The 24,779-nt window shown below is 59.9% G+C and carries 24 protein-coding genes; 11 read left to right on the top strand and 13 right to left on the bottom strand.

Going from position 1 to position 24,779, the window contains the following annotated elements; all coding sequences use genetic code 11:
* Window positions 1–234: 234 nt before the first annotated feature.
* Window positions 235–834, top strand: coding sequence for a nitroreductase family protein (locus tag ASC86_RS17905; RefSeq protein WP_056324349.1), 600 nt, complete (start codon window positions 235–237; stop codon window positions 832–834).
* Window positions 835–1,036: 202 nt separating this feature from the next.
* On the opposite strand, the gene gyrB is transcribed toward ASC86_RS17905, so the two are convergent.
* From gyrB to ASC86_RS17880, 5 genes are all read right to left on the bottom strand, one after another.
* Window positions 1,037–3,472, bottom strand: a complete 2,436-nt coding sequence (gene gyrB, locus ASC86_RS17900; protein WP_056324108.1) for a DNA topoisomerase (ATP-hydrolyzing) subunit B — start codon at window positions 3,470–3,472, stop codon at window positions 1,037–1,039.
* Between the two features lie 140 nt (window positions 3,473–3,612).
* Complete coding sequence (locus ASC86_RS17895; protein WP_056324105.1) at window positions 3,613–3,990, bottom strand: helix-turn-helix transcriptional regulator; 378 nt, start codon at window positions 3,988–3,990, stop codon at window positions 3,613–3,615.
* Window positions 3,987–4,553, bottom strand: coding sequence for a Smr/MutS family protein (locus tag ASC86_RS17890; RefSeq protein ID WP_056324103.1), 567 nt, complete (start codon window positions 4,551–4,553; stop codon window positions 3,987–3,989). Before ASC86_RS17890 ends, ASC86_RS17895 begins: the two co-directional genes overlap by 4 nt.
* On the bottom strand, window positions 4,546–5,655 hold the full coding sequence (locus ASC86_RS17885) for a murein transglycosylase A (protein WP_056324101.1): 1,110 nt from the start codon (window positions 5,653–5,655) through the stop codon (window positions 4,546–4,548). The genes ASC86_RS17890 and ASC86_RS17885 overlap by 8 nt, the downstream gene beginning before the upstream one ends.
* A gap of 12 nt (window positions 5,656–5,667) precedes the next feature.
* A complete protein-coding gene (locus ASC86_RS17880) occupies window positions 5,668–6,366 on the bottom strand; it encodes a Tim44/TimA family putative adaptor protein (protein ID WP_056324099.1) in 699 nt (232 codons plus the stop codon).
* 136 nt (window positions 6,367–6,502) lie between these two features.
* Between ASC86_RS17880 and ASC86_RS17875 the strand changes: the two genes are divergently transcribed.
* Together ASC86_RS17875 and secB are read left to right on the top strand one after the other, a co-directional pair.
* Window positions 6,503–7,024, top strand: a complete 522-nt coding sequence (locus ASC86_RS17875) for an FxsA family protein (protein ID WP_056324097.1) — start codon at window positions 6,503–6,505, stop codon at window positions 7,022–7,024.
* A 79-nt stretch (window positions 7,025–7,103) separates the two neighbouring features.
* A complete protein-coding gene (gene secB, locus ASC86_RS17870; protein WP_056324094.1) occupies window positions 7,104–7,592 on the top strand; it encodes a protein-export chaperone SecB in 489 nt (162 codons plus the stop codon).
* Between the two features lie 67 nt (window positions 7,593–7,659).
* Here secB and dnaQ read toward each other — a convergent pair whose 3' ends face one another.
* Genes dnaQ through ASC86_RS17845 form a run of 5 tightly spaced genes read right to left on the bottom strand, consistent with a single transcriptional unit; the run spans window position 7,660 to window position 11,258 of the window.
* A complete protein-coding gene (gene dnaQ, locus ASC86_RS17865) occupies window positions 7,660–8,364 on the bottom strand; it encodes a DNA polymerase III subunit epsilon (RefSeq protein ID WP_056324092.1) in 705 nt (234 codons plus the stop codon).
* A gap of 4 nt (window positions 8,365–8,368) precedes the next feature.
* A complete protein-coding gene (coaE, locus tag ASC86_RS17860; protein WP_056324089.1) occupies window positions 8,369–8,956 on the bottom strand; it encodes a dephospho-CoA kinase in 588 nt (195 codons plus the stop codon).
* Window positions 8,953–9,813, bottom strand: coding sequence for a shikimate dehydrogenase (locus ASC86_RS17855; RefSeq protein ID WP_056324087.1), 861 nt, complete (start codon window positions 9,811–9,813; stop codon window positions 8,953–8,955). Before ASC86_RS17855 ends, coaE begins: the two co-directional genes overlap by 4 nt.
* Window positions 9,806–10,405 (bottom strand): Maf-like protein, encoded by a 600-nt coding sequence (locus ASC86_RS17850; protein WP_056324085.1) that lies wholly within the window; start codon window positions 10,403–10,405, stop codon window positions 9,806–9,808. The genes ASC86_RS17855 and ASC86_RS17850 overlap by 8 nt, the downstream gene beginning before the upstream one ends.
* A 31-nt stretch (window positions 10,406–10,436) precedes the next feature.
* A complete protein-coding gene (locus tag ASC86_RS17845; protein ID WP_056324082.1) occupies window positions 10,437–11,258 on the bottom strand; it encodes a pyruvate, water dikinase regulatory protein in 822 nt (273 codons plus the stop codon).
* Window positions 11,259–11,662: 404 nt separating this feature from the next.
* Between ASC86_RS17845 and hemE the strand changes: the two genes are divergently transcribed.
* The 8 genes from hemE to ASC86_RS17805 all read left to right on the top strand — a co-directional run bounded on the left by hemE (window position 11,663) and on the right by ASC86_RS17805 (window position 20,455).
* The gene (gene hemE / locus ASC86_RS17840; RefSeq protein WP_056324345.1) at window positions 11,663–12,703 is read left to right on the top strand and encodes a uroporphyrinogen decarboxylase; all 1,041 of its coding nucleotides are present in this window, start codon (window positions 11,663–11,665) and stop codon (window positions 12,701–12,703) included.
* Complete coding sequence (gene hemJ, locus ASC86_RS17835; RefSeq protein WP_056324081.1) at window positions 12,700–13,242, top strand: protoporphyrinogen oxidase HemJ; 543 nt, start codon at window positions 12,700–12,702, stop codon at window positions 13,240–13,242. Before hemE ends, hemJ begins: the two co-directional genes overlap by 4 nt.
* Window positions 13,243–13,433: 191 nt before the next feature.
* Window positions 13,434–14,699 (top strand): transcription termination factor Rho, encoded by a 1,266-nt coding sequence (gene rho, locus ASC86_RS17830; RefSeq protein WP_156387102.1) that lies wholly within the window; start codon window positions 13,434–13,436, stop codon window positions 14,697–14,699.
* 116 nt (window positions 14,700–14,815) lie between these two features.
* Entirely contained in the window at window positions 14,816–16,132 is a 1,317-nt protein-coding gene (gene mnmE, locus ASC86_RS17825; RefSeq protein ID WP_056324079.1) for a tRNA uridine-5-carboxymethylaminomethyl(34) synthesis GTPase MnmE, read from the top strand.
* Between the two features lie 73 nt (window positions 16,133–16,205).
* A complete protein-coding gene (gene mnmG / locus ASC86_RS17820) occupies window positions 16,206–18,083 on the top strand; it encodes a tRNA uridine-5-carboxymethylaminomethyl(34) synthesis enzyme MnmG (protein WP_056324340.1) in 1,878 nt (625 codons plus the stop codon).
* Window positions 18,080–18,715, top strand: a complete 636-nt coding sequence (gene rsmG / locus ASC86_RS17815) for a 16S rRNA (guanine(527)-N(7))-methyltransferase RsmG (protein WP_056324076.1) — start codon at window positions 18,080–18,082, stop codon at window positions 18,713–18,715. Before mnmG ends, rsmG begins: the two co-directional genes overlap by 4 nt.
* A gap of 18 nt (window positions 18,716–18,733) precedes the next feature.
* Window positions 18,734–19,528, top strand: a complete 795-nt coding sequence (locus ASC86_RS17810) for a ParA family protein (RefSeq protein WP_056324074.1) — start codon at window positions 18,734–18,736, stop codon at window positions 19,526–19,528.
* Window positions 19,529–19,567: 39 nt separating this feature from the next.
* A complete protein-coding gene (locus tag ASC86_RS17805; protein WP_056324073.1) occupies window positions 19,568–20,455 on the top strand; it encodes a ParB/RepB/Spo0J family partition protein in 888 nt (295 codons plus the stop codon).
* Window positions 20,456–20,504: 49 nt separating this feature from the next.
* Here the strand turns inward: ASC86_RS17805 and holA are convergent, their stop codons facing one another.
* Genes holA through leuS form a run of 3 tightly spaced genes read right to left on the bottom strand, consistent with a single transcriptional unit; the run spans window position 20,505 to window position 24,694 of the window.
* Window positions 20,505–21,539, bottom strand: coding sequence for a DNA polymerase III subunit delta (holA, locus tag ASC86_RS17800; protein ID WP_056324070.1), 1,035 nt, complete (start codon window positions 21,537–21,539; stop codon window positions 20,505–20,507).
* A 13-nt stretch (window positions 21,540–21,552) separates the two neighbouring features.
* Entirely contained in the window at window positions 21,553–22,077 is a 525-nt protein-coding gene (gene lptE / locus ASC86_RS17795; protein WP_056324068.1) for an LPS assembly lipoprotein LptE, read from the bottom strand.
* Window positions 22,064–24,694 carry a leucine--tRNA ligase gene (gene leuS, locus ASC86_RS17790; RefSeq protein WP_056324065.1) on the bottom strand — a complete coding sequence of 877 codons (2,631 nt, stop codon included), beginning with the start codon at window positions 24,692–24,694 and terminating at the stop codon, window positions 22,064–22,066. The genes lptE and leuS overlap by 14 nt, the downstream gene beginning before the upstream one ends.
* Between the last annotated feature and the right edge of the window lie 85 nt (window positions 24,695–24,779).

Here is a 24,779-nt window from a genome sequence, read left to right as displayed (position 1 = left end):
CGAGGGGCCGTGCCAGCAGCCATTGGTCGCAAATTGGAAACAGTCCATCCTCCAAACCGCGACTTTCAGCGCCGTTGGCAATGACTATATCGTTTGGAACAGACCGACCGGGCCGGAGAGGCTCCCAAACTCCCCGCCGGATCGCCTCGCCGACTATACACAGGGCAAAAAGCCCTGACCCGAAAAATCCGCATGGCTCCGGCACCGCCCCATGCCCACGACAGGAACCGTATCATGACTGCCAGCAATCATCGCCAGGCCGACTATCCGATTTCGCCGGTCTTCCTCAACCGTTGGTCGCCGCGCGCCTATAACGGCGACGTCATTTCCGAACAGGAGCTGCTGACGATCCTCGAAGCCGGCCGCTGGGCGCCTTCGGCCTTCAACTCGCAGCCCTGGCGTTTCGTCTATGCGCTGCGCGGCACCGAAGAATGGAACACGCTTTTCCCGCTGCTGAACGACTTCAACCAGAGCTGGGCCGCCAATGCCTCGGCGCTGGTGCTGATCGTCTCGAAGACGCATTTCGCCGCTCCGGGCACGACGGAAGAAAAGCCCTCCTACAGCCACAGCTTCGATACCGGTGCTGCCTGGGGCGCGATTGCAGCGCAGGCTTCGATTTCCGGATTCCAGGCCCATGGCATGACCGGCATTCATTTCGACAAGGCTGCCGAGGTGCTGGGCATTCCGGAAGGTTATCGTATCGAGGCCGCAGTTGCCATCGGACGTCTCGGCGACAAGGCGCAGCTGCCGGATTACCTTCAGGCCCGCGAAACGCCGAGCCCGCGCCGTCCGCTTGGCGAGATTGCCTTCAACGGCAAATTCATCGCCGAGTAACAACGCCTGAACACTCTCCTCCGTCATGCTCGGCCTTGGGCCGAGCATCCATCAGGCTCTCCGTTCGGCGAGGGGCTGGAAGATCCTCGGTCGAGCCCGAGGATTACGACGGGGGGTGGGCGGGCTGCTTCCGCCACCCAAAAAAGCGAAGTCAAAAAAATGGCGCCCGTTCGGCGCCATTTTTGTTTCTACCGCTCTCGGCTCAAATATCGAGGTTGGCGACGTTCAACGCATTCTCCTGGATGAAATCGCGGCGCGGTTCGACCTCGTCGCCCATGAGGCGTGAGAACAGGCCGTCGGCATCGGTCGCATCGTTCACCCTCACCTGCAGCAGCGAGCGCACGTTCGGATCGAGCGTCGTTTCCCAGAGCTGCTCGGCATTCATTTCGCCAAGGCCCTTGTAGCGCTGCATCGACAGGCCCTTGCGGCCGCTGGCGAAGATCGCTTCGAGCAGGGCGCGCGGGCCGCTGATTTCGAGCGAACCGTCCTTGCGCTCCAGTGCCGGCGGAACGGCATAGATTTCGCCGAGGCGTGAAGCCATCTGGTCGATCAGACGGGCATCCTGCGAGCCGATCAACGCCATGTCGAGAGAAGCGACTTCCTTGACGCCGCGTACCATGCGCTCGAATTTCAGCCCGCCTTCGCCGGTCACGACCGGGCTCCAGCCGCGTTCGGTTTCCTCGGCAATCAGGTCCAGCCGCTTGGCGACCTGTTCGGCCGTCGCCTGCGCCCGCTCGGCATTGTGGACCAGTTCCGGGTTGAGCGCGCCGGCGATTGCCGCCTGCTCGACGACGGAACGGCTGTAGCGGGAATGCAGGCCATCGATCAGCGAACGCAGGCGAAGGGCGTCGCTGATGACTTCGCGCAGGTCCTGGCCGGCGCGGACTTCACCCGAGCCCAGCACCAGACGCGCATCTTCAAGGCCGGTGGAGATCAGGTAATCTTCCAGCGCCTTCTCGTTCTTCAGATACTGCGCCGACTTGCCGCGTGCGACCTTATAGAGCGGCGGCTGGGCGATGTAGAGATGGCCGCGCTCGATCAGTTCCGGCATCTGCCGGAAGAAGAAGGTGAGCAGCAGCGTGCGAATATGGGCGCCATCCACATCAGCATCGGTCATGATGATGATCTTGTGGTAGCGCAGCTTTTCCGGGTTGAACTCGTCCTTGCCGATCGAGGTGCCCAGCGCAGTGATCAGTGTGCCGATTTCCTGGCTGGAAAGCATCTTGTCGAAGCGTGCGCGCTCGACATTGAGGATCTTGCCGCGCAGCGGCAGGATCGCCTGATTTTCGCGGGAACGGCCCTGCTTGGCCGAACCGCCTGCCGAGTCGCCCTCGACGAGGAAAAGCTCGGATTTCGCCGGATCGCGCTCGGAGCAATCGGCCAGCTTTCCGGGCAGCGACGAGATATCGAGCGCACCCTTGCGGCGGGTCAGTTCGCGGGCCTTGCGGGCAGCTTCGCGGGCAGCGGCCGCCTCGACCACCTTGCCGACGAGGATCTTCGCTTCGGTCGGATGTTCCTCGAACCAGGTGCTGAGCGCTTCGTTGACGAGGCTTTCGACGACCGGACGGACTTCGGACGAAACCAGCTTATCCTTCGTCTGTGATGAGAACTTCGGATCGGGAACCTTGACCGATAGAACCGCCGTCAGGCCTTCGCGGCAATCTTCGCCCTGCAGCGTGACCTTCTCGCGCTTGGTGATGCCGGAGCTATCCGCGTAGGAGGTGACCTGGCGGGTCAGCGCGCCGCGGAAGCCGGCCATATGGGTGCCGCCATCGCGCTGGGGAATGTTGTTGGTGAAGCAGAGCACGTTTTCGTGGTAGCTGTCGTTCCACCACATCGCCACTTCGACGGTGATGCCGTCCTTCTCGCCACGAATGGCGACGGGCTTGGCGACCAGCGGCTTCTTGGCGCGATCGAGATAGGCGACGAAGGCTTCAAGGCCGCCATCATACATCATCTCGTCCTGCCTGATATCGGAATGGCGGCGATCGGTCAGGACGATGCGGACGCCGGAATTGAGGAAGGCGAGTTCGCGCAGGCGATGCTCCAGCGTTCCGTAATCGAAATCCGTCTTGGTGAAGGTCTCGGTGCTCGGCAGGAAAGTGACTTCCGTACCCGTCAGGTCGCCGGCATCCCCGGTCGCGGCCAGGGGAGCATCGGCGACGCCGTGGGTAAAGCTCATCTCGTGGATCTTGCCGGCGCGGCGGATCTTCAGCTTCAGCGAAACCGACAGCGCATTGACGACCGAGACGCCGACGCCGTGCAGGCCGCCGGACACCTTGTAGGAATTCTGGTCGAACTTACCGCCGGCGTGCAGCTGGGTCATGATGACCTCGGCTGCCGAAACGCCCTCTTCCTTATGAATATCGGTCGGGATGCCGCGGCCGTTGTCGGTGACGGTGACGGAGCCATCGGCATTCAACGTAACGGTGACGATATCGGCGTGACCGGCCAGCGCCTCGTCGATGGCATTGTCGACGACCTCATAGACCATGTGATGCAGGCCGGAGCCGTCGTCGGTATCACCGATATACATGCCGGGACGCTTGCGAACGGCGTCGAGGCCCTTGAGCACCTTGATGGAATCGGCGCCGTATTCGGCGTTGGAACCGGCAGCGGTTTCAGGAGTATCGGTCATCTAGTCTTTCCAGGTTTCAGGCCACGAACGGGCCTGACGGCGATTGCGGGCGAATCACCCAATCCACGGCTGTTGCGAATATAGGGAAACTATCGGTGCTTCCAAATCCCGAGGCGGTAAAACCTGCAGAAAACAGGGGATCATTCCCGTTCCTTATCAGGAAACCGTCCTTTTTCCAAAACTTCTTCCAGCGCAGCGATGGTTTCGTCGGGAAGGCGGCGAATTCGCGCCGCAAGCCGGTTGGCAAAGGCCGTGTGGCCGGCCGGAAGGCCTGTCGTATCGACCACCACCTTGGGGTCCGAAAGGGCGGCGATACCGAAGAATTCTTCCGCCTCGTCCCAGATGATATTGAAATATCCGGCGACCCGCTGCTGGAAATCGAAGCTCGGGGCGCCGCGCCTTCCGTGCTCGAGAGCTGAAAGATAGGCCGCCGAAACGCCGATCGCCGCCGCCATCTGCTTCTGGGTCACACCCTTGCGCTGGCGCAGCCGGTGCATCGCCTCGCCGAAGGGGGTCACGGCACTGACCCTTTGGGACGCGACAGGCGCACGTAAAGCGCACCGTCTCCACCGTGGGTACGGGCCGCCGGCTCATAGGAAGAAATCAGAAAGCGGAATTCCGGCAAAGAAAACCACATCGGCACGGCCCGCTTCAGCGCGCCTTCGCTGCCGAGCGAGGTGCCCTTGCCGGTGATGACGAGCACATGGCGCAGGCCCCGCTCATGGGCGCGCATCAGGAAATGCAACAGGAAGCCATGGGCCTCGCTCTGGATCATGCCGTGCAGATCGATCCGCGCTTCAAGCTGAAGGTGACCGCGCGACAGCTTGCGCTTGACTGGCTTTTCAAGCGGATGATGGCGATGCGAAGCCGGTTTTGGCGGTTCGGGTGCTACGCCAAAAGCTTCCAAGAGAGACTTTCCCTCTTTCACCTTCACCGGTTCCGATGGTGTGGGCGGCTTTTCCTCGGGTGGGACTTCGAACTGCGCAAGCTCTTCCATGCGTCCGGGCAGCGGCCGCGTCGTGCGCGCCACCTTGCCCCAGAGGATTCTGTCTTCGCTGGAGAGCTTGCGATCCCTAGCCATGGCCGTAACGCGCTGCTGCGGCCGTGGGAATGAAGATGAAGAAATCCGCGCCGTTGCGGACGGAGCCGGCAAGCCGGCCCGCCTCGTCGCCCGAGCCGGTGAAGATATCGCCTCGCGCCGGGCCGACGATCGCCGAACCGGTATCAAGCGCCAGCATCAGCTTGCGGAAGGGTTTGCCGGCATCGATATGGGTCAGCGTCTCGCTGCTGATGAAGAAGGGAACGCCGAAGGTGTGTATGGCGCGATCCACGGCCAGCGAACGGCCGGGCTCCAGCGCCACCTTCGCCGCCGCGATCGGCCCCAGTTCGGGATCGGCGACATCAGCCTCGCGGAAGAAGATGAAGGAGCGATTGTGCCAAAGCACCTCGTTTACCCCATCCGGGTGATCGGCAAGCCACTGGCGGATGCTCTGCATCGAGACGGTCTTCGGGTCGATCTTGCCGCGTTCGATCAGGAGCTTTCCGATCGCCGAAAAATAATGTCCGGTTTTGGCCGCATAGGTGATGCGCGTCACTTTGCCGTCGGGGAAGACCAGCCGTGCCGCGCCCTGAACATGGGCGAAGAAGACATCGACGATCGATCGGGCATAGGCGATCTCCAGACCCTTGCCAGCGAGATAACCCTGCTCGATGGCGGGTCGATCCGGGTATTCGTCGACGAGACCGTCCCGCAGCCGGCCGAAGGCGAAATACGGGTCCATTCCATCAGGGCGATTGTCGTCGTCGATATCGACGAGGTCTTCGGGACGCCGGTAGAAGGGAAAGCGGTATTCCGCATCCGGTGCGGCACGGACCTCGACTTCCGGTTCGTAGAAGGCCGTCACCAGCCCTTGTCCGCCGCTATCGAGCTTGATGGCGAAGGGAATGAAATGGGTTTCGAAGAAAGCCCTCGCCTGTTCGGCAGTCATCTCACCCGCGCCACTTGCGGCCTTATACGCAGGCAAAAGATCGCTCGAGGCGATGCCGAGCGATCCCGTCTTGTGCGGCTTGACGGAAACGACTTGCCGATGACAGCGCGCCAGCGCTTCGATCAACGCGCCCGGATCGTCATCAGACCAACCGGGCAAATTGGAAAAGCCGATCCTTTGCAGGCTGAAATCCATCGGCGCTTCCGATCAATTTTCGGATTCGGTTGCGATCAGCTTCCAGTTCGGATCGCGCGAGCGGGTATCGCGGGCAAAGGTCCAGAGGTCGTTGACCTCGGAGACCGCCTCCGCATCGCCGTCGATGACCGCGCCGGCCTTGTCGTGGGTGGCCGAGATCAGCTGGCTGATGATGCGCAGGGTGAGGTTGGCTTCGCTGTCCTTGACTTCGGCATGGACGATCTCGGCCTTCTCGATGCCGACGAAGGTGGATTTCAGCGTCTCGCCCTTGGCTTCGCGCTCGGCGATCGCAGCCTCGAAGCCGTCATAGACCTCGCGGGAGAGCAGCCCCTTCAGCGTCTTGCGGTCGCCATCGGCAAAAGCCATGACGATCATCTCGTAAGCCATCTTGGCGCCGTTGACGAATTCCTTTGGATCGAAGGACGGATCGGCATCGGAAATCCTGCGAAGCCCGTCGTTCAGCGGCGTGCCCGCCGGGGTGAAGGCGTCGATGGCGGCGTAGCGTCCGCCGTTTTCCGGGCCGCCGTCGCGGCGCGGCAACTGCACGACCTTGCCGCCGGTATCGGGGGCTTCTGCGGTTTCCCGCTTCGAATAGGGATCAACCGGCGGGCGCTCGCTGCCCGTGCGGCGGCCGAGCACGCTGCGCAGCTGGATGAAGATGATCACCGCCGCAACGAGAAAAAACAATGTGACGAAGTCGAAAGAGCCCATTCCACCCAGACCGCTGTTAATTTGCCTTGAGGTTACCCCATATAGTCTGCATGGCATCATCATTCAAACGACTATATCATTTCCTTTTGCCGGGATGCCGAAACAGCGGCATTTCCATGATCGATTGACGGGTTCCATGGGTATTCTGATCGCCTTGCTTTTTCTCCTGCTGCCGCTGGCCGAGATCGCCACCTTCGTTCTGGTCGGCCGCGAGGTCGGCGTCGGCACGACCCTGATGCTGGTCCTCGCCAGCATGTTCGCCGGCATCGTGTTGTTGCGCGTGCAGGGGCTCGGCACGCTGCGCCGGCTGCAGCAGGCAACGGCCAAGGGCGGCGATCCCGGCCGCGAACTTGTCCATGGCGTGATGATCGTCATTGCCGGCATTCTCCTGATCCTGCCGGGCTTCCTCTCCGATCTCATTGGCCTGCTGCTTTTCATTCCGCCAGTGCGCGATTTCGCCTGGAAGCTGATCCGCAGCCGCATGACTGTGATAAGCTCGGCTTCTAGCTTCCAGTTTTCGCGCGGCTCCGATCCTTACGCTCCGGAACAAACCAAAGCCCGTTCCGGTTCAAAGATCGTCGATCTCGATGACGACGAATTTTCGCGCGACGACACCGACCGACCGAGCAGGCCCAACGGGCCGAACCGCCTGCAGTGATGCCCAGGGCCTGCGGGTTGTAAGGCCTTTGGTGAAATGCTAGATGGCCTCGACAAATCAAGCCGAAGGAAAAGGCCCCATGACCGATACCGCATCCAATCAGAACGGCGCTCAGGAAAGCCCGTCGCTGAACGTTCTGGCGCAATATATCAAGGACCTCTCCTTCGAGAACCCGTCCGCGCCGCGTTCGCTGCAGGCCCGCGACAAGGCCCCGTCGATCAACATCAATGTCAACGTCAATGCCAATCCGCTTTCGGAAGCCGAATTCGACGTCGTGCTGACGCTGAACGCCGAAGCCAAGGAAGGCGACAAGACGCTGTTCAACGTCGAGCTTTCCTACGGCGGCGTCTTCCGCGTCACCGGCTTCCCGCAGGAACACATGCTGCCGCTGCTCTTTATCGAGTGCCCGCGCCTCTTGTTCCCGTTCGCCCGCCAGATCGTTGCCGATGCCACCCGCAACGGCGGTTTCCCGCCGCTGATGATCGACCCGATCGACTTTGCCCAGATGTTCACCCAGCGCATGGCCGAAGAGCGCGTTCGCTCGCAGGTCACCGGCGCGCCGAACTGATCTGAGAGTAACGCCCAACGAAAAATGCCCGGTTCTCGCGAGCCGGGCATTTTTTTGACGGGATGTTTTATTGCGGCTCGCCGTAGCGGCCCCAGATGGCTTTCGCGCCCATCTTGGCGACAAGCGCCTGATGGCCTGCCCGTTCCTCTTCGCTGATGCGGGGGGCGAGCGGACGGGGCCTCTGCCCGATCGCGATAACGATATCGTCGTTTTCCTGTTGTGTGCCTCGGGTCTCGCTGCTCGAAAGACCGAGTGCGGCCTGCCGGCCTCCGGTCATCTCGATATAGACTTCCGCCAGCAGTTCGGAGTCGAGAAGCGCGCCGTGCTTGGTGCGGTGTGCGTTGTCGATGCCATAGCGACGGCAAAGGGCGTCGAGCGAGTTCGGGCCCATCGGGTGCTTGCGGCGGGCAAGCGCCAGCGTATCGGTCACCATGTCCGATGCGATCGGCGGCCTGCCGAGGCGCGCAAGCTCTGCATTGATGAAGCCCATGTCGAAGGTCGCATTGTGCGCGACCCAGCGGGCATCGCCGAAGAAGTCGATCATCTCTTCGACGATCTCGGCAAAGCCCGGCTTGTCCTTCAGGAACTCATCGGTGATGCCGTGTACGGCCAGAGCATCCGGGTGAACCTGCCGGTCGCCGGGATTAATATAGACGTGGAAGGTGCGGCCGGTCGGAAAGTGATTGTCGAGTTCGACGCCGCCGATTTCGATCACCCGGTCGAGGCGGTTGTCGAGGCCTGTCGTTTCCGTATCGAAAATGATTTCGCGCATCAGCTCATCCCTTCTTAAGGAGGCGATCGATCAGCGCAGCCACCTGTGCGCGGGCCGAATCAAATCCCTGCCCCGTGTCGATGATATAATCCGCCTTCGCACGTTTTTGCGCATCCGGCATCTGACGGGAGAGGATGAGATCGAATTTTTCCGGTGTCATCCCCGGTCTTTTCAGCACGCGCTCGCGCTGGGTATCGGGATCGGCCGTCACGACGACGACGGCATCCACCCTGCTCTCCCCGCCGGTTTCATAGAGAAGCGGAATGTCGAGAACGACGATCGGCGTTTCGAGCGCCCGATGCCGCTCAAGAAATTGCTTTTCCCGCCGACGCACCAACGGGTGGATGATCGCTTCCAGCTCCTTGAAACGGGACGGATCTGCCGCAAGCACGCTCGAGAGTTTTGCCCGGTCCACCCGACCGTCCGAGATCACGCCAGGAAACGCGTTTTCCATCGGCGCGACGGCCTCCCCTTGATAGAGATCGTGCACGACCGCATCCGCATCGTTCACGGGGATGCCGAGATCGACGAACATTTGCGCGGTCGTCGATTTTCCCATGCCGATCGATCCGGTGAGGCCGAGCATGATCATGCGTGGGCGGCCATGTCATCGATGATCAACTGGCGAAGCGCCGCATCGACCGTCGGGCGCACCCCGAACCATTTCTCGAAACCGGGGGCCGCCTGATGCAAGAGCATGCCGAGGCCATCGACGATGCGGAACCCTTGTGCCTCCGCCTGGGAGAGGATCGGCGTCTTCAACGGTACGTAGACGATGTCGGTAACGACGGCATCCGACCGCATCAAAGTGAAGTCGAATTCGGGAACCTCACCACCATCCATGCCGAGCGATGTCGTGTTGATCAGCAGACCGGCACCGGACAGAACCTCACCCAGCGCATCCAACGACTGGGCATGAACGGCCGGGCCGAAGCGATCCGCCAGTTCCTGGGCGCGGGAGACGGTGCGGTTCAACACATGGATGGTTTTCACGCCGCGATCCCGCACCGACTGGATGACCGCCCGGCTTGCGCCACCGGCACCGAGAATGACGGCGGTATCGATCCTGTCCCAGCCAGGAGCGAAGGCGTCGAGATTGGCGGTGAAGCCGATGCCGTCCGTATTGGTGGCATGCACCAGCCCGTCTTCCCGCCAGAGCGTGTTGGCCGCTCCGATTTCGCGGGCGATCTCATCGGGGCGGTCGGCGACCGCGAAGGCTGCCTCCTTGTGAGGAATGGTGACATTGCCGCCAATGAAGCCGGAGCTGCCGCTCTTCAGATCCGCTATGAAGCCGGGAAACTTATCCGGAGTCACCTCCGCGGTTCGATAGCTTCCCTGTAGACCAAGGCTTTTCAGCCAATATCCATGAATGAGCGGCGAGCGCGAATGCTTGATCGGATAGCCGGCAACAAAGGCGTGGTTAACAAATGTTTCACGTGAATCATCCATGGATGACAGCAAGCTCCCTGAGTTTTGCGAGCAGCGGCAGCATGGGCAGACCGAGGATCGTGAAATAATCCCCCTCGATCTTTTCGAAGAGCTGAATGCCCTCCCCCTCCAGCTGATAGGCACCCACACTCGACAAGGCTTTTTCGCCGACACGGGCGAGATGATAGGCGATGAAATCATCCGTCAAGGGCCGAACGGTCAGTCGCGCCGACGACATATGACGCCAGAGAACATGGCCGCCGCGGTGAAGCACGATGGCGCTGTTCAGCTGATGGGTCGCGCCGGAGAGCGAGCGCAAATGCGCGTGAGCCTCCGCCATATTCGCCGGCTTGTGATAAACCCGGCTACCGAGCGACATCGTCTGGTCCGAACCGATTACCACTGCATCGGGAAAATGCCGCGCCACATCGGCGGCTTTTTCCGCAGCCAGCGCCAAAGCGACCTCTTCCGGTGATGCACCCGCGGCTTCGAGCTGCGCGTCGATCGCCCGCTCGTCGATATCGGCCGCGCGATGGCTGAAGGCGATGCCGGCATTTTCAAGCAACATGCGCCGTAAGGGGCTTGCCGAAGCAAGAACGAGAGAAGCGGTCATTGGTCAGGGCCTAAAAGGAATGATGGCGGATTTACCGCACGCGCGGGCGAAGGGCAACGATGGCCGCCGCCGTCTCCTCGATCGAGCGGCGGGTGACATCGATGATCGGCCAGTTGTTGCGGGCCGAGAGCGAGCGGGCATATTTCAGTTCCTCCGCGATCGTCGCCCGGTCCGTATAGTCTTCCGCATGGAAGTCGAGCGTGGAACCCAGCACCCGGTTTTGCCGGACCTGGGAAATACGATCGACCGTCGCGATGAGACAGACGATCAGCGGCTTGGTCGCCTGCATCAGGCGTTCCGGCAAGGGCACGTTCGGGACGATCGGAATGTTGGCCGTTTTGATGCCGCGATTGGCAAGATAGATGCTCGTCGGCGTTTTCGAGGTGCGGCTGATACCGACCAGCACGACATCGGCCTCGTCGAAATCCGCCGCCAGCTGGCCGTCGTCATGGTCCATGGTGAAATTCAGCGCCTCGATGCGGGCGAAATACTCCGCATTCATCACATGCTGGGCGCCCGAGCGCCGGCGCGAGGTCGCCCCCAGATAGGTCTGGAATATATCGATGATCGGATCGAGCACCGAGACGCAGGGCACCCCCATCTCCTTGCAGCGCTCTCCGATCAGATCCGACAGCTCCCGGTCGACGATGGTATAGAGCACGATGCCGGGGGCACCATCGATCGCATCCAGAACCTGCGCCAGCTGTTTTCGCGTGCGGATCAGCGGATAGACGTGCTCGAGGGCGTGAGAAGCCTGGAACTGCGCGGCCGCAGCCCGGCCCGCGGCAATCAGCGTCTCGCCGGTCGAATCGGATATGAGATGCAGGTGAAAATAGTTTTTGTGGTTCTCCACGCTATTCTCCGCGGGCTGTTGATAAAGCGGGACAGAAATAGCTAAAGGCGCGGCCGCGGCGAAGGCAAGGGGAAAACCCGCGAGTTATTCACAATTGACGCTCCGGCGGATTTCGTCTCGGCGACCTTGTGGAGAAGACTCATGCTTAGGGCAAAATGTCACGCTGATTCACAGGCTATCCACAGAAGACGATTTCTTTGCCGGGACCGCAATCGACTGAATCGAAAAAGCTTTTTCCGATATCCAAAAACTTCCGGCGACACAGACGATTTTTCTCCCAACCGGAGCGATGGTTTTCGCCCGATGTGGAAGAAGCGTGGATGGATTTTAATCCTTGATAGTCACCGACTCTAAGAAATAGAAACCTTCTCAATAGGATTTCTTTTAAGTTGGAGTATGTGGACGTGACGGTGCAGGAACGCAAAGTGCTGCGGGTTTTGAAGGGAGAAACGCTCTCTCCTCCCCCCGTCTGGTTGATGCGCCAGGCTGGCCGCTATCTCCCGGAATATCGTCAGACGCGACAGCAGGCCAGGAGTTTCCTCGATCTCTGTTACACGCCCGATCTCGCCGTCGAGGTCACGCTGCAGCCGATCCGCAGATATGGCTTCGATGCCGCCATTCTGTTTTCCGATATCCTCGTCATTCCCGATGCGCTGAAGCGCAATGTTCGCTTCGAGGAAGGTCATGGACCGCGGATGGACCCGATCGATGCGGACGGCATCGCCGGTCTTGATGCTTCGATCGTGTCGGCCCACCTGAAGCCGGTGATCGAAACGGTCTCGAAGCTGCGGGGAACCTTGCCGGGTGAAACGACGCTGCTCGGCTTTTGCGGTGCGCCGTGGACAGTGGCGACCTATATGATTGCCGGCCACGGCACGCCGGATCAGGCCCCTGCCCGTCTTTTCGCCTATCGATACCCTGAAGCCTTCGGCCGGCTGCTCGATCTCTTGGCGGATGTCTCGGCAGACTATCTGGTCGAACAGATTGATGCCGGCGCCGATGCCGTGCAGATTTTCGATTCCTGGGCTGGCGTGCTCGGCGAGGAGGAATTCGAGCGTTATGCCGTTCGCCCGGTCAAGCGTATGATCGACAGCGTGAAAGCTCGCCGTCCTGAGGCGCGCATCATCGCCTTCGCCAAGGGGGCCGGCATCCTCCTGAAAACCTACCGGCAAAAGACCGGCGCCGACGCGATCGGTCTCGACTGGTCGGTGCCGCTGAGCTTTGCGGCGGAGCTGCAGAAGGACGGCCCGGTTCAGGGCAATCTCGATCCGATGCGGGTCGTGGCCGGCGGTGCTTCGCTCGATGAAGGGATCGACCGTATTCTCGATGTCCTCGGCCAGGGACCGCTGATCTTCAATCTCGGCCACGGCATCACGCCGCAGGCCGATCCCCAGCATGTGACCCGGCTTCTGGCCCGCGTGCGCATGACCGGAGATGCGGCGTGACGGCTGAGCGACAGACAGACAGGGCGCCGGGCCAGCGCGCCCGCGCCCGCGCCTTCATCGCGATGGGCATTTTTGTGGGGTTGCTGGCCTGTCTTTTCATCTCTCGGCCGGAAAGCCTCTATCTCTGGATCAAGGCCCTGCACATCATCGCCGTGATGTCGTGGATGGCGGCGCTTCTCTACATGCCGCGGCTGTTCATCTACCACACCGATGCCGCGGTTGGCTCGCAGCAGTCGGAAACCTTCAAGATGATGGAAGATCGACTGCTGAAAGTCATCATGAACCCTGCAATGATGATTTCCTGGGGGCTTGGCCTTTATCTCGCCTGGAGCGTCTACGGCTTCCAGGGCGGATGGCTGCACGCGAAACTCCTCTTCGTCGTGCTTCTGACTGGGGTGCATGTGATGTTCAGCAGAGCGGTACGTCGCTTCGCCCGCGATGAGAACACCCACAGCGCCCGCTACTGGCGGCTGATGAACGAGGCACCGACCGTGCTGATGATCGCAATCGTCATCATGGCGGTGGTGAAACCTTTCTGATTGGGTCGCGGACGAAATTACGGTTAAATCCGCAACGCCTCTTGCGGCTCAGCAACTGACTCGCTATTTTCGCGCCATCTCATCTTCTCATGGCATGTGTGACCGAGACGAGCCTGCCCTTTTCCGCGCGGCTCCCTCATCCCAAAACACGCCGACTTCCATTCCGAATTGCTAAGTGTGGTTCCCCCTTCATGGCTGAAATGAAGCTACAAGACTTAAAAAATAAAACCGCGACCGATCTGCTCGCCTTTGCCGAAACGCTGGAGGTCGAAAACGCCAGCGTCATGCGCAAGCAGGAACTGATGTTCGCGATCCTGAAGATGCTGGCGAGCCAGGATGTCGAAATCATCGGCGAAGGCGTGGTCGAAGTTCTTCAGGACGGTTTCGGCTTCCTGCGTTCGGCCAATGCCAACTACCTGCCCGGCCCCGACGATATTTACATCTCGCCCTCGCAGATCCGCCGCTTCTCGCTGAAGACCGGCGACACGGTCGAAGGCCCGATCCGCGGCCCCAAGGAAGGCGAACGCTACTTCGCGCTGCTGAAGGTCAACACGATCAATTTCGAAGACCCGGAAAAGATCCGACACAAGGTCCATTTCGACAATCTGACGCCGCTCTATCCCAACGAGCGCTTCAAGATGGAATTGGAAATCCCGACCTCCAAGGATTTGTCCGCCCGCGTCATCGACCTGATCGCGCCTCTCGGCAAGGGCCAGCGCGGCCTGATCGTCGCGCCGCCGCGCACCGGTAAGACGGTTCTCCTGCAGAATATTGCCCATTCGATTACCGCAAATCACCCGGAATGCTATCTGATCGTGCTGCTGATCGACGAGCGTCCGGAAGAAGTCACGGACATGCAGCGCTCGGTCAAGGGCGAAGTCGTTTCCTCCACCTTCGATGAACCGGCAACCCGCCACGTGCAGGTTGCGGAAATGGTGATCGAAAAGGCCAAGCGCCTCGTGGAGCATGGCCGCGACGTCGTCATCCTGCTCGACTCGATCACCCGCCTCGGCCGCGCCTACAACACCGTTGTTCCGTCGTCGGGCAAGGTCCTGACCGGCGGTGTCGACGCCAACGCGCTGCAACGCCCGAAGCGCTTCTTCGGTGCCGCGCGCAATATCGAAGAGGGCGGCTCGCTGACCATCATCGCTACGGCGCTGATCGATACCGGCAGCCGTATGGACGAAGTCATCTTCGAAGAGTTCAAGGGCACCGGCAATTCGGAAATCGTTCTCGACCGCAAGGTTGCCGACAAGCGCATCTTCCCGGCAATGGATATCCTCAAGTCCGGTACCCGTAAGGAAGACCTGCTGGTTCCACGCCAGGATCTGCAGAAGATCTTCGTCCTGCGCCGTATCCTTGCCCCGATGGGCACAACGGATGCGATCGAGTTCCTGATCGACAAGTTGAAGCAGACGAAGACGAACGGTGATTTCTTCGATTCGATGAACACTTGATCTGCTGCCGGTGGATTTTGAAAAAGCCCGACCTGGTTCGGGCTTTTTCTTTTCGTGAGACAGCATTCCGGCAAACGTAATTTATGTAGCCGGATTCCTTCTGTGGAAACTCGCTCATGGCATTGACGGATACGATTTATGCCCTTTCATCCGGCGGCCTGCCCTCAGGTGTCGCCGTCGTCAGGATCAGTGGCAGCAGCACACGGGATGTCGTTTCGGCACTCTGTGGCGATGTTCCCGCACCTAGGATTGCGGCACTGAAATCGATTCGGACTCGAAACGAAGATGTTATCGATCAAGGTCTGATATTGTTCTTCCCGACGCCGAACTCCTTTACCGGCGAAGACGTCGCCGAATTGCAGGTTCATGGCGGGAAAGCCGTTGTCGATGCAATTCTAACTGAACTTGCCGGCCTCGGTTGCCGGCACGCAGAGGCGGGCGAGTTTTCGCGGCGGGCTTTTCAGAACGGGAAACTTGATCTCGTCGAAATCGAAGGCCTTGCCGATCTGATATCTGCGGAAACTGAGATGCAGCGGCGGCTGGCGATAGAGCATTCGAGCGGTCACCTTTCAAGTCTTTATGAAAGTTGGGCGCGGCGTTTAACTCATGCGAGAGCGATGATTGAAGCCGAACTTGATTTTGCCGATGAAGACGATGTCCCTGGCTCTGTCGCGGAGACGATATGGGCGGATATGCGGCGCCTTGAGCGGGAAATCTCCGACCATCTCAATGGTGCTCCCATCGCGGAAATCATCCGGGATGGACTGAATGTCGTTATCGCTGGCGCCCCGAACGCTGGCAAATCCAGTCTGTTGAATGCACTGGCCAAGCGGGATGTGGCAATCGTCACCGAGATTGCGGGGACAACCCGCGATGTGCTTTCCGTCGATCTTTCATTAGCCGGATTCAACATCAAGCTTCACGATACGGCGGGGCTTCGCGAGACCGAAGACCTTGTTGAACGCGAGGGTATCCGCCGCGCGCGGCTCGCCTTGGAAAATGCCGACCTTGTTCTGTTTCTGGCGGATGAACCCCAAGGGCTGGCGGGCAGGATGCCCTCGTTATCGCCGATGGTGCTTGTCGGCACAAAGATTGATTCCAACCCCCATTTATGGGATAAGGCGAATGTGGATGCCCTGATATCGGCCAGAACCGGCGAAGGCATGGACGCTTTGATTGAGCGCATTGCCGATCATCTTCCCAAACTGACTTCTGCGTCTAGTTTTTCTCTGCCATCGCGTAGACGTCATGTCGATTGTTTGCGGGAAGCCGGTAAAGCGATTTCATCCAGTCTCGCGGCTTTCAGTGTTGGTCTCGACATACAGGCGGAATATCTGCGTATTGCAGCTGAAGCTCTGGGTCGCATCACCGGCAGAGTGGACGTTGAAGATCTGCTATTGGTGATCTTCTCGGAATTCTGCATCGGGAAATAATGGAATACAACGGGAGCGAGTCTCGAGAAGCGTTTCACGTGAAACGATTCCATGCATGCTCAAAGGGTTTCGAATGTTTGATTATGATGTCATCGTCATCGGCGGCGGTCATGCCGGTGTGGAAGCCGCGAATGCATCGGCCCGCCTTGGTGCCAGAACCGCGTTGTTGACCCATAAGCGCGAGACTATCGGCGTTATGTCTTGCAACCCCGCAATTGGTGGGTTGGGTAAAGGGCACCTGGTTCGCGAAGTCGATGCTTTTGACGGTCTGATGGGCCGAGTTGCCGATCGTGCCGGCATTCAATTTCGACTGCTCAATCGCCGTAAAGGCCCCGCGGTGCGCGGGCCTCGTACCCAAGCCGATCGCAAGCTGTACCGCATGGCGATGCAGGAAGAGATTTTCAATCACGCCGATCTGGACGTCATCGAGGGCGATGCTTTCGATATCGAAATGAAGCGTGGTGTTGTTTGCGCTGTCGTCCTAAAAGACGGCAGGAGTTTTTCATGCCGCGGTGCCGTGCTGACCACGGGCACATTTCTCCGCGGTTTGATCCATATCGGCAATCGAAAGGTACCTGCGGGACGGGTTGGAGAAGACCCGTCGCTCGGTCTGTCCGGTAGTTTGGAGCGTTTGGGGGTAAAGCTCGGCCGTCTAAAGACTGGCACGCCAGCGCGCCTGGATGGTAAGACAATCGATTGGACGAGCATCGGCCGTCAGTCTGCCGACGAAGACCCTGTACCATTCTCGTTCATGACGGACGCCATCACAACGCCGCAAGTCGATTGTGGCGTCACTCGTACCACCGAGGCGACGCACAAGATCATCGCCGACAATATCGGCAAGTCCGCCATGTATTCCGGACAAATCGAAGGCGTTGGACCGCGCTATTGCCCCTCGATCGAAGACAAGATTGTGAAGTTTGGAGAGCGCGACGGGCACCAGATATTCCTGGAGCCTGAGGGGCTGGACGATGATACGGTCTATCCGAACGGTATATCGACCTCTCTGCCGGAAGACGTGCAGTCGGCTTTCATTCACACGATTCCCGGATTAGAGAGAGTAACTATTCTTCAGCCGGGTTATGCGATCGAATACGATCACGTCGATCCGCGTGAACTGACGCACGGTCTAGAGCTGCGCAAAGCGTCCGGCCTTTTTCTCGCCGGGCAGATCAACGGCACGACGGGCTATGAAGAAGCGGCTGCCCAAGGCCTTGTAGCGGGTTTGAATGCAGCGCGCCTTTGTGCAGGACAGGCGCCGTTCGTGTTCAGCCGGACAGATTCTTACATTGGTGTCATGATCGATGATCTGACATCTCGGGGTGTTGCGGAACCGTACCGCATGTTTACATCGCGTGCTGAGTACCGGCTATCGTTACGCGCTGACAATGCAGATCAGCGATTGACGCCGCAGGCAGTTGCTCTTGGCTGCGTATCGTCAGCGCGTGCCATGAAATTTGATTCCTGGTCCGAGGCATTCGCAACGACCAAGCAACAGCTCAAAAGTCTGTCGCTAACTCCCAATGAGGGCGCCTCTTACGGGATGAAACTTAATCAGGACGGGCAACGACGAACGGCCTATGACCTGCTTGCCTACGCCGAGCATACGCTGGAGACGCTGTCGCGCGCCTGGCCCGAGTTGAAGGGCATCGACAAGAAGCTAGGCGAAGCGCTGGAAATCGATGCCAAATATGCTGTCTATATGGATCGCCAGTCTGCGGATATCGTTGGTGTACGACGCGAAGAAAGCCGTTCCATCCCCGACGATTTCGATTTCTCTGCCCTCCCTGGGCTGTCTATCGAGCTTCAGCAAAAGCTTCAGAAGGCGCGGCCGACTAACCTAGCCCAAGCGATGAAGGTGGATGGAATGACGCCATCGGCAGCTTCTCTATTGCTCGCCGTCATACGCAAGGGCGAACTCAAAGGTGAAGTAAAGGTATCTATGCAATGAATACGAGTCCCGCGGTTGCATTGAACGGGCTGCGTGTTTCACGTGAAACGTCCGACAAAATTGAACACTTTGCGACGCTTTTTCAGAAATGGGCCAAGTCGATCAATCTGGTCGCGCCGTCTACGGTATCCGATCTCTATTCGCGTCACATCGCTGACAGCGCGCAGATTTTTCAGCTTCTCCCGGAACCGAAGCGATGGTTGGATCTCGGAAGCGGCGGCGGCTTTCCAGGAGTTATAACGGCGATTCTACTGACGGAACTGAATGGCGGATGGGTACATCTGGTCGAAAGCAACAACAAGAAGGCTGCCTTCCTACGGGTAGCGCTTGCCGAAACGGGCGCGCGTGGGTCCGTCCACCCTGTGCGAATCGAAGAAGCCGCTAAAACGATCCCGGAATGCGACGCCATTTCCGCCCGTGCCCTGGCGGAATTGCCGCTGCTTCTCGATTACGTGTCGCCTTGGATGGTCAAACGTCCTGAAGTGCGCGCTTTTTTTCACAAAGGCCGGGATTACCAGCAGGAGATCGACAAAGCCGTTGGTCGCTACGCCTTCGATCTGGTAAAACATGCTAGTGTTATCGAAGCGGACTCAGTCGTCCTCGAAATCGCAAATCTTTCGCGGAAAACGTAACCATCAACGGATACCCAGATGCCAGGCGAAAAGAACCGGATCATTACCATTGCCAACCAGAAGGGCGGCGTCGGCAAGACGACGACGGCGATCAATCTGGCCACAGCGCTTGCGGCAATCGGTGAACGCGTCCTGATCGTCGATCTCGATCCGCAGGGTAATGCGAGCACCGGTCTCGGCATCCAACGGCGTGATCGCCGCCTGTCGTCCTATGAGTTGATGACGGGGTCTCACGGTATAGATGAGATCGTGCAGGAAACGGTCGTTCCCAACCTGTCGATCATTCCATCGACGATGGATCTGCTGGGCATCGAAATGGAGATCGCGCAAGCCGCCGACCGGATTTTCCGCCTGCGTAAGGCGCTCGCCTCGCCGGCGGCGCTTTCCTATTCCTATGTGCTGGTCGATTGCCCGCCGTCGTTCAATCTTCTGACCATGAACGCCATGGCCGCAGCGCATTCCGTCCTGGTGCCGCTGCAGTGTGAATTCTTTGCGCTGGAAGGCTTGAGCCAGCTGCTCGAAACCGTGGACCAGGTGCGCCGCTCGGTTAATCCGACGCTCGATATTCAGGGCATCGTTTTGACGATGTTCGATTCACGAAACAATCTGGCTCAGCAGGTAGTGAGCGATGTTCGCACCCATCTCGGTGAAAAAGTCTATCACACGCTGATCCCGCGCAACGTCCGCGTCTCGGAAGCACCCTCCTACGGCAAGCCGGCGATCCTCTACGACCTGAAATGTGCCGGAAGCCAGGCCTATCTTCAGCTGGCTTCGGAAGTGATCCAGCGCGAGCGGCAGCGCAAGGCTGCCTGAACGATTCGATACCGTAACGACATTGTGTGAGTACCTGCTATGAATGACGACAACTCGAGAAGGCGACTCGGCCGCGGTCTGGCAGCCCTCATCGGCGAGATGGATCAGCCTTTGACGACGGGTTCGCCGGCAACGTCGGTGAGCGCAGATCGCAAGGTGCCGATCGAATTTGTGGCGCGCAACCCGCGCAACCCGCGCCGTCATTTCGATGAGGCCGAGCTTCAGGATCTTGCGAATTCGGTCCGCCAGCATGGCATTGTCCAGCCTGTCGTGGTCAGAACGCTCGACACCGATCGTTATGAAATCATTGCGGGTGAACGGCGCTGGCGTGCGGCACAACTGGCCGGATTTTCCGATATTCCGGTTATCGTCCGGGATGTCGATGACCGCACGGCGCTCGAAATCGCTATCGTCGAAAACGTGCAGCGCTCGGATCTCAATCCGCTGGAAGAGGCGCTTGGTTATGAGCAACTGATTGCCGAGCATGGCTATACCCAGAACGATCTCGGCGAAATCATCGGCAAGAGCCGTAGCCATGTAGCGAACAGCCTTCGTCTGCTGAAGTTGCCGGACCCGGTTCGCGACATGCTGTCTTCCGGCACGCTGTCGGCTGGCCACGCTCGCGCGCTTATTCCGACGTCCGATCCTGTCGCGCTGGCCCGCTCGGTCGTCAGCAAGGGCATGTCCGTTCGCGATACCGAGCGCCTTGCCCAGAATGATATTCGTGCCCAGAGCGATCCGAATTTCGGCAAGCCCGCGCCTCGCCCGGAAAAAGATGCCGATACGCTGGCGCTGGAGCGAACTCTTACCGATAGTCTTGGCCTCGACGTAACCGTCAATCATAAGGCTTCGGGCGGTTTTCTGCGGATCGACTACAAGACGCTGGACCAGCTTGAAGAAATCTGCCGGCTGCTAGAGCGTCGGTAGAGATCGATTCGTATCCGAAATAATTTAGAAATATAGAGAAAACAGCGCTTTACCGCCGTGCGGACTGCAGCGTGATCGCCAGCAGCGTTTGCATAGCGATACTGTCCTCCAGGCTGGCGCGCGAGCGGCTCTGGAAGACGGCGGCATTGAGCCTGTTCAATTCACGCTGGATTGCGCTGCTTTGCCAGTTGCGAAGGGCTGCTTCCACCAGCGGCTTGCGGCGGAAATGCAGATGACGGCCCAGCGTTGCGACAACCTGCGCCGGTTGCTGGCGCTTCTCGTCCATCTCCGCTCGCATCAGGTCGAGAACCTGGAATTGCTTCAGGCAGGCCTGTAGCACGAGGAAGATCGCGGTTTTGGAAGCGACGATCTTGCGGACCGCGTGGTTGAGCCCATCGGCGTCGCCCTTCAGTACGGCATCGACGGCATCATCGACTGAAATCGCACTGGCATCGCCGACGATATCGAAGACATGCTCTTCCTCGACTGTCGGAAGACCGCGGCAATAAAGAGCCAGCTTACGAATTTCGTTGCGCGAAGCGATACGGTCGCCGCCAAGGGTTTCGACCAACCTTTGCCGGGCGGTAGCGGTAATCTTCAGGTTTTCCTGTCCAAGTTCCAGATCGATCAGCGCATTGATGGCGCGGGCGTCATCCGCGTAGCAGGCAATACCGATGACACTGCGGGCGGTCTCCGCCAGCTTGCGCAGCCCGGCTCCCTTCTTCAGGTCGCCGGCCTCAATGATGACATAGCTGCCGGCTGGTGGTTCCTTGGAAAGCAGGGTGAAGGCATCGAGAAGTGCCTTTTCCGTTCCGGAAGCGCGCACCCAGACGAGTTTTTCGCCGCCAAAGAGACCGATCGAATTGACTTCATCGAGAAGCCGGCCGGGATTCTGCTGCAGGTCGGAAGCATCGAGTTTCACGAGGCAAAAGGGATCGTCGAGGGCGATGCCGGTTTTGGCGGCGATCTGCCCTGCCCGCTCGGAAACCAGGCCACGATCAGGGCCATAGATCAGGAACAATCTATGATCGCCCAGCGCGCGCTGGAGAAAACCTTCGAACTCGTGGGATTTGACCTCGCTCACCGCCCGGCCGCCTTCAGCGCCCGAGGGCTGCTGCTAGGTCGGCGCGGATGATCTCGGCGAGTTCACGCGCCGCCCGGTTTTCCGCATCGCGCTTGGCGCGCAGCTTGGCGAATTCCTGGTCCGGGAAATCGACCAGAGCGACGGCGCTGCGTTTGCCCGAGCGAACGGTTTCGCCGGTATCGGCACGCGACAGATTGTAGTCCGCCGTCACCGTAGCGCGGCCGGCGTCGGCCGTGTCGGCTTCGTCCTTCTCGTAGAGCACGCCAACGATCTTGCTCGTTACATTGAGCGCCAGCTTGTATTGCGGGTTAACGGGCTCGCCCGCCCCACCGCCGACAAGGAAGATGAGCCGATTGCGGACTTCCTGGGCGACCCGGGTATCCGCATCGGAAATCTCAATCGACGCCAGCTTCTGTGCCGGTGCGCCGCTTACACCTTCGGAATAGAGCGGCCGCACCTGGCAGCCCACCAGAGCACCGAAGATCGCCGCCAACGCAACAAAACGGGCTGCGCGCCGGGCTTTATCAGACAACGACATTCACGATCCTCTGCGGCACGACGATGATCTTCTTCGGGTTTTGGCCGTTCAGGACGGCCTGCACGGCTTCCAGCGCCAGGACGGCGCTCTGGACCGCAGTCTGATCCGCATCGCGCGCAATTGTCAAATCGGCGCGCTTCTTGCCGTTGATCTGGACGGGAAGCGTGATTTCGTTCTCGGCCACCAGGTCCGCATCGAAGGACGGCCATGCGCCCTTAGCGATCAGGCCTTCCCCGCCTATTTCACGCCAGCATTCCTCGGCTAGGTGCGGCATCATCGGCGCGAACATGTTGATAAGGATCACCACGGCATCCTTGGCGGCCGAAACGGTTGCCGCATCGGCCTTACCGCCGGCGACCTCGGTGAGCGGCGCTGCGAGCGCATTCACAAGCTCATACAGGCGCGCTACGGCCTTGTTGAAAGCCAGCTTTTCATAATCAGCTCCAACGGCCTTCAGCGTGCGGTGCGCGGCCTGAGAAATTTCCAGGGCATTGCCGCTTTTTGCCGGCTTAGCTTCGGCTTGACGAAGGGCTGGAGCGGCTTCGGAAATCAGACGCCAGGTGCGCTGAACGAAGCGATGCGAGCCCTCCACGCCGGCTTCCGACCAGATAACGTCACGGTCCGGCGGCGAATCCGAAAGTACGAAGAAGCGTGCGGTATCGGCGCCGTAGGAGCCGATGATGTCGTCGGGATCGACGACGTTCTTCTTTGATTTCGACATCTTCTCGATCGAGCCGATGGTGATCGGCTCCTCGGTTTCGATGTGGACCGCCCGGCGTTTGCCGTCGATCTCGTCGATGCGGATTTCGGCCGGCGTGATCCACTCGCGCTGAGCGCCCTCGCCGCGGCTGTAGGTTTCGTGGACGACCATGCCCTGCGTGAACAGGCCCTTGAAGGGCTCGTCCAGGGCGACGTGTCCGGCAGCCTTCATTGCTCGGGTAAAGAACCGCGAATAGAGCAGATGCAGGATCGCATGCTCGATGCCGCCGATATATTGATCGACGGGTAGCCAGTGGTTGGCGGCCTTTGGGTCGGTCGGATTGTCTTCCCAGGGGGCCGTGAAACGGGCAAAATACCAGGACGAATCGACGAAGGTATCCATCGTGTCGGTTTCACGCCGCGCGTCCTTGCCGCAATGCGGGCAAGCAACGTGCCGCCAGGTCGGGTGACGGTCGAGCGGGTTGCCCGGCTTGTCGAAGGTAACGTCGTCGGGCAGCTTGACCGGCAGATCCTTCTTCGGAACCGGAACGATGCCGCAGTCCTCGCAATGGATGACCGGGATCGGGCAGCCCCAATAGCGCTGGCGCGAAATACCCCAGTCGCGCAGGCGGAAATTCACCTTGCGCTCCGCCTGCGGCTGGTTTCCGATCAAGGTTTTCTCAAGGGTCGCAGCGACGCGTTCGAAGGCCTCTTCCGTGGACAGACCATCGAGGAAGCGCGAATTGATCATCACGCCATCGCCAATATAGGCTTCGTTTTCGACGGTGAAGGTCGCGGCGTCGCCGTCCTTCGGCATGACCACCGGAACGACCGGCAGATCGTATTTGCGGGCGAAGTCGAGGTCGCGCTGGTCACCGGAGGGGCAGCCGAAGATGGCGCCCGTGCCGTAATCCATCAACACGAAATTGGCGATGTAGACCGGTAGCTCCCAGCTCGCGTCGAGCGGATGCTTAACGCGGACGCCGGTGTCGATACCCTTCTTCTCGGCCGTTTCCAACGCGGCGAGCGACGTACCGGCGCGACGGCATTCGTCGCAGAAGGCGGCGCTGGTTTCGTTGCCTGCGGAAAGCTCGCGGGCGAGCGGATGATCGGCGGCGATTGCCAGGAACGAGGCGCCGAACAGCGTGTCGGGCCGCGTGGTATAAACCGTGATTTCTCTCTCGGCGGTCTTCTGAGAGCCTTCGGCGATTTCCCAGCGCACGGTCAGGCCTTCCGAACGGCCAATCCAGTTGCGCTGCATAAGGCGCACCTTTTCCGGCCATTGGTCGAGCGTATCCAGCGAATCAAGCAGATCCTGGCTGAAATCGGTGATGCGGAAGAACCATTGCGTCAGCTCACGCTGTTCGACCAGCGCGCCGGAGCGCCAGCCGCGGCCATCGATGACCTGCTCGTTGGCGAGAACGGTGTGATCGACCGGGTCCCAGTTGACCTTGGATTGCTTGCGGTAGACGAGGCCCTTTTCCAGGAAATCCAGGAACAGGTGCTGCTGGCGCTGGTAATACTCGACGTCGCAAGTGGCGAATTCGCGGCTCCAGTCGAGCGAAAGGCCCATAACCTTCAGCTGCGCCTTCATGGCTGCGATGTTCTGGTAGGTCCAGGCGGCCGGGTGAACGCCGCGTTCCATGGCGGCATTTTCAGCCGGCATGCCGAAGGCGTCCCAGCCCATCGGATGGAGCACGTTGTAGCCGCGCGCTCGCTTGAAGCGGGCAACGACGTCACCCATCGCATAGTTGCGCACATGGCCCATGTGAATGCGGCCGGACGGATAGGGGAACATCTCCAGCACGTAATATTTTTCACGCGGATCGTCGTTATCCGTCTTGTAGACGTTGTTCTTTTCCCATTCCTGCTGCCAGCGCTGCTCGGCATCGCGCGGATTGTAACGTTCGGTCGCCATGTGATTTTCCGGAAGTTTGGATGGGGCACGAAGCCCTCAGGATATTTGGGGTGACCTTCATCATGAAACAGCCGTAGCGTCAAGT

Origin of the sequence: Rhizobium sp. Root1212 (assembly GCF_001424985.1) — a bacterium.
In the GTDB taxonomy this organism is placed as follows: Bacteria; Pseudomonadota; Alphaproteobacteria; order Rhizobiales; family Rhizobiaceae; genus Pararhizobium.
The sequence above is the reverse complement of the archived record's forward strand: the minus strand, read 5'-3'. Positions and strand labels throughout refer to the sequence as shown.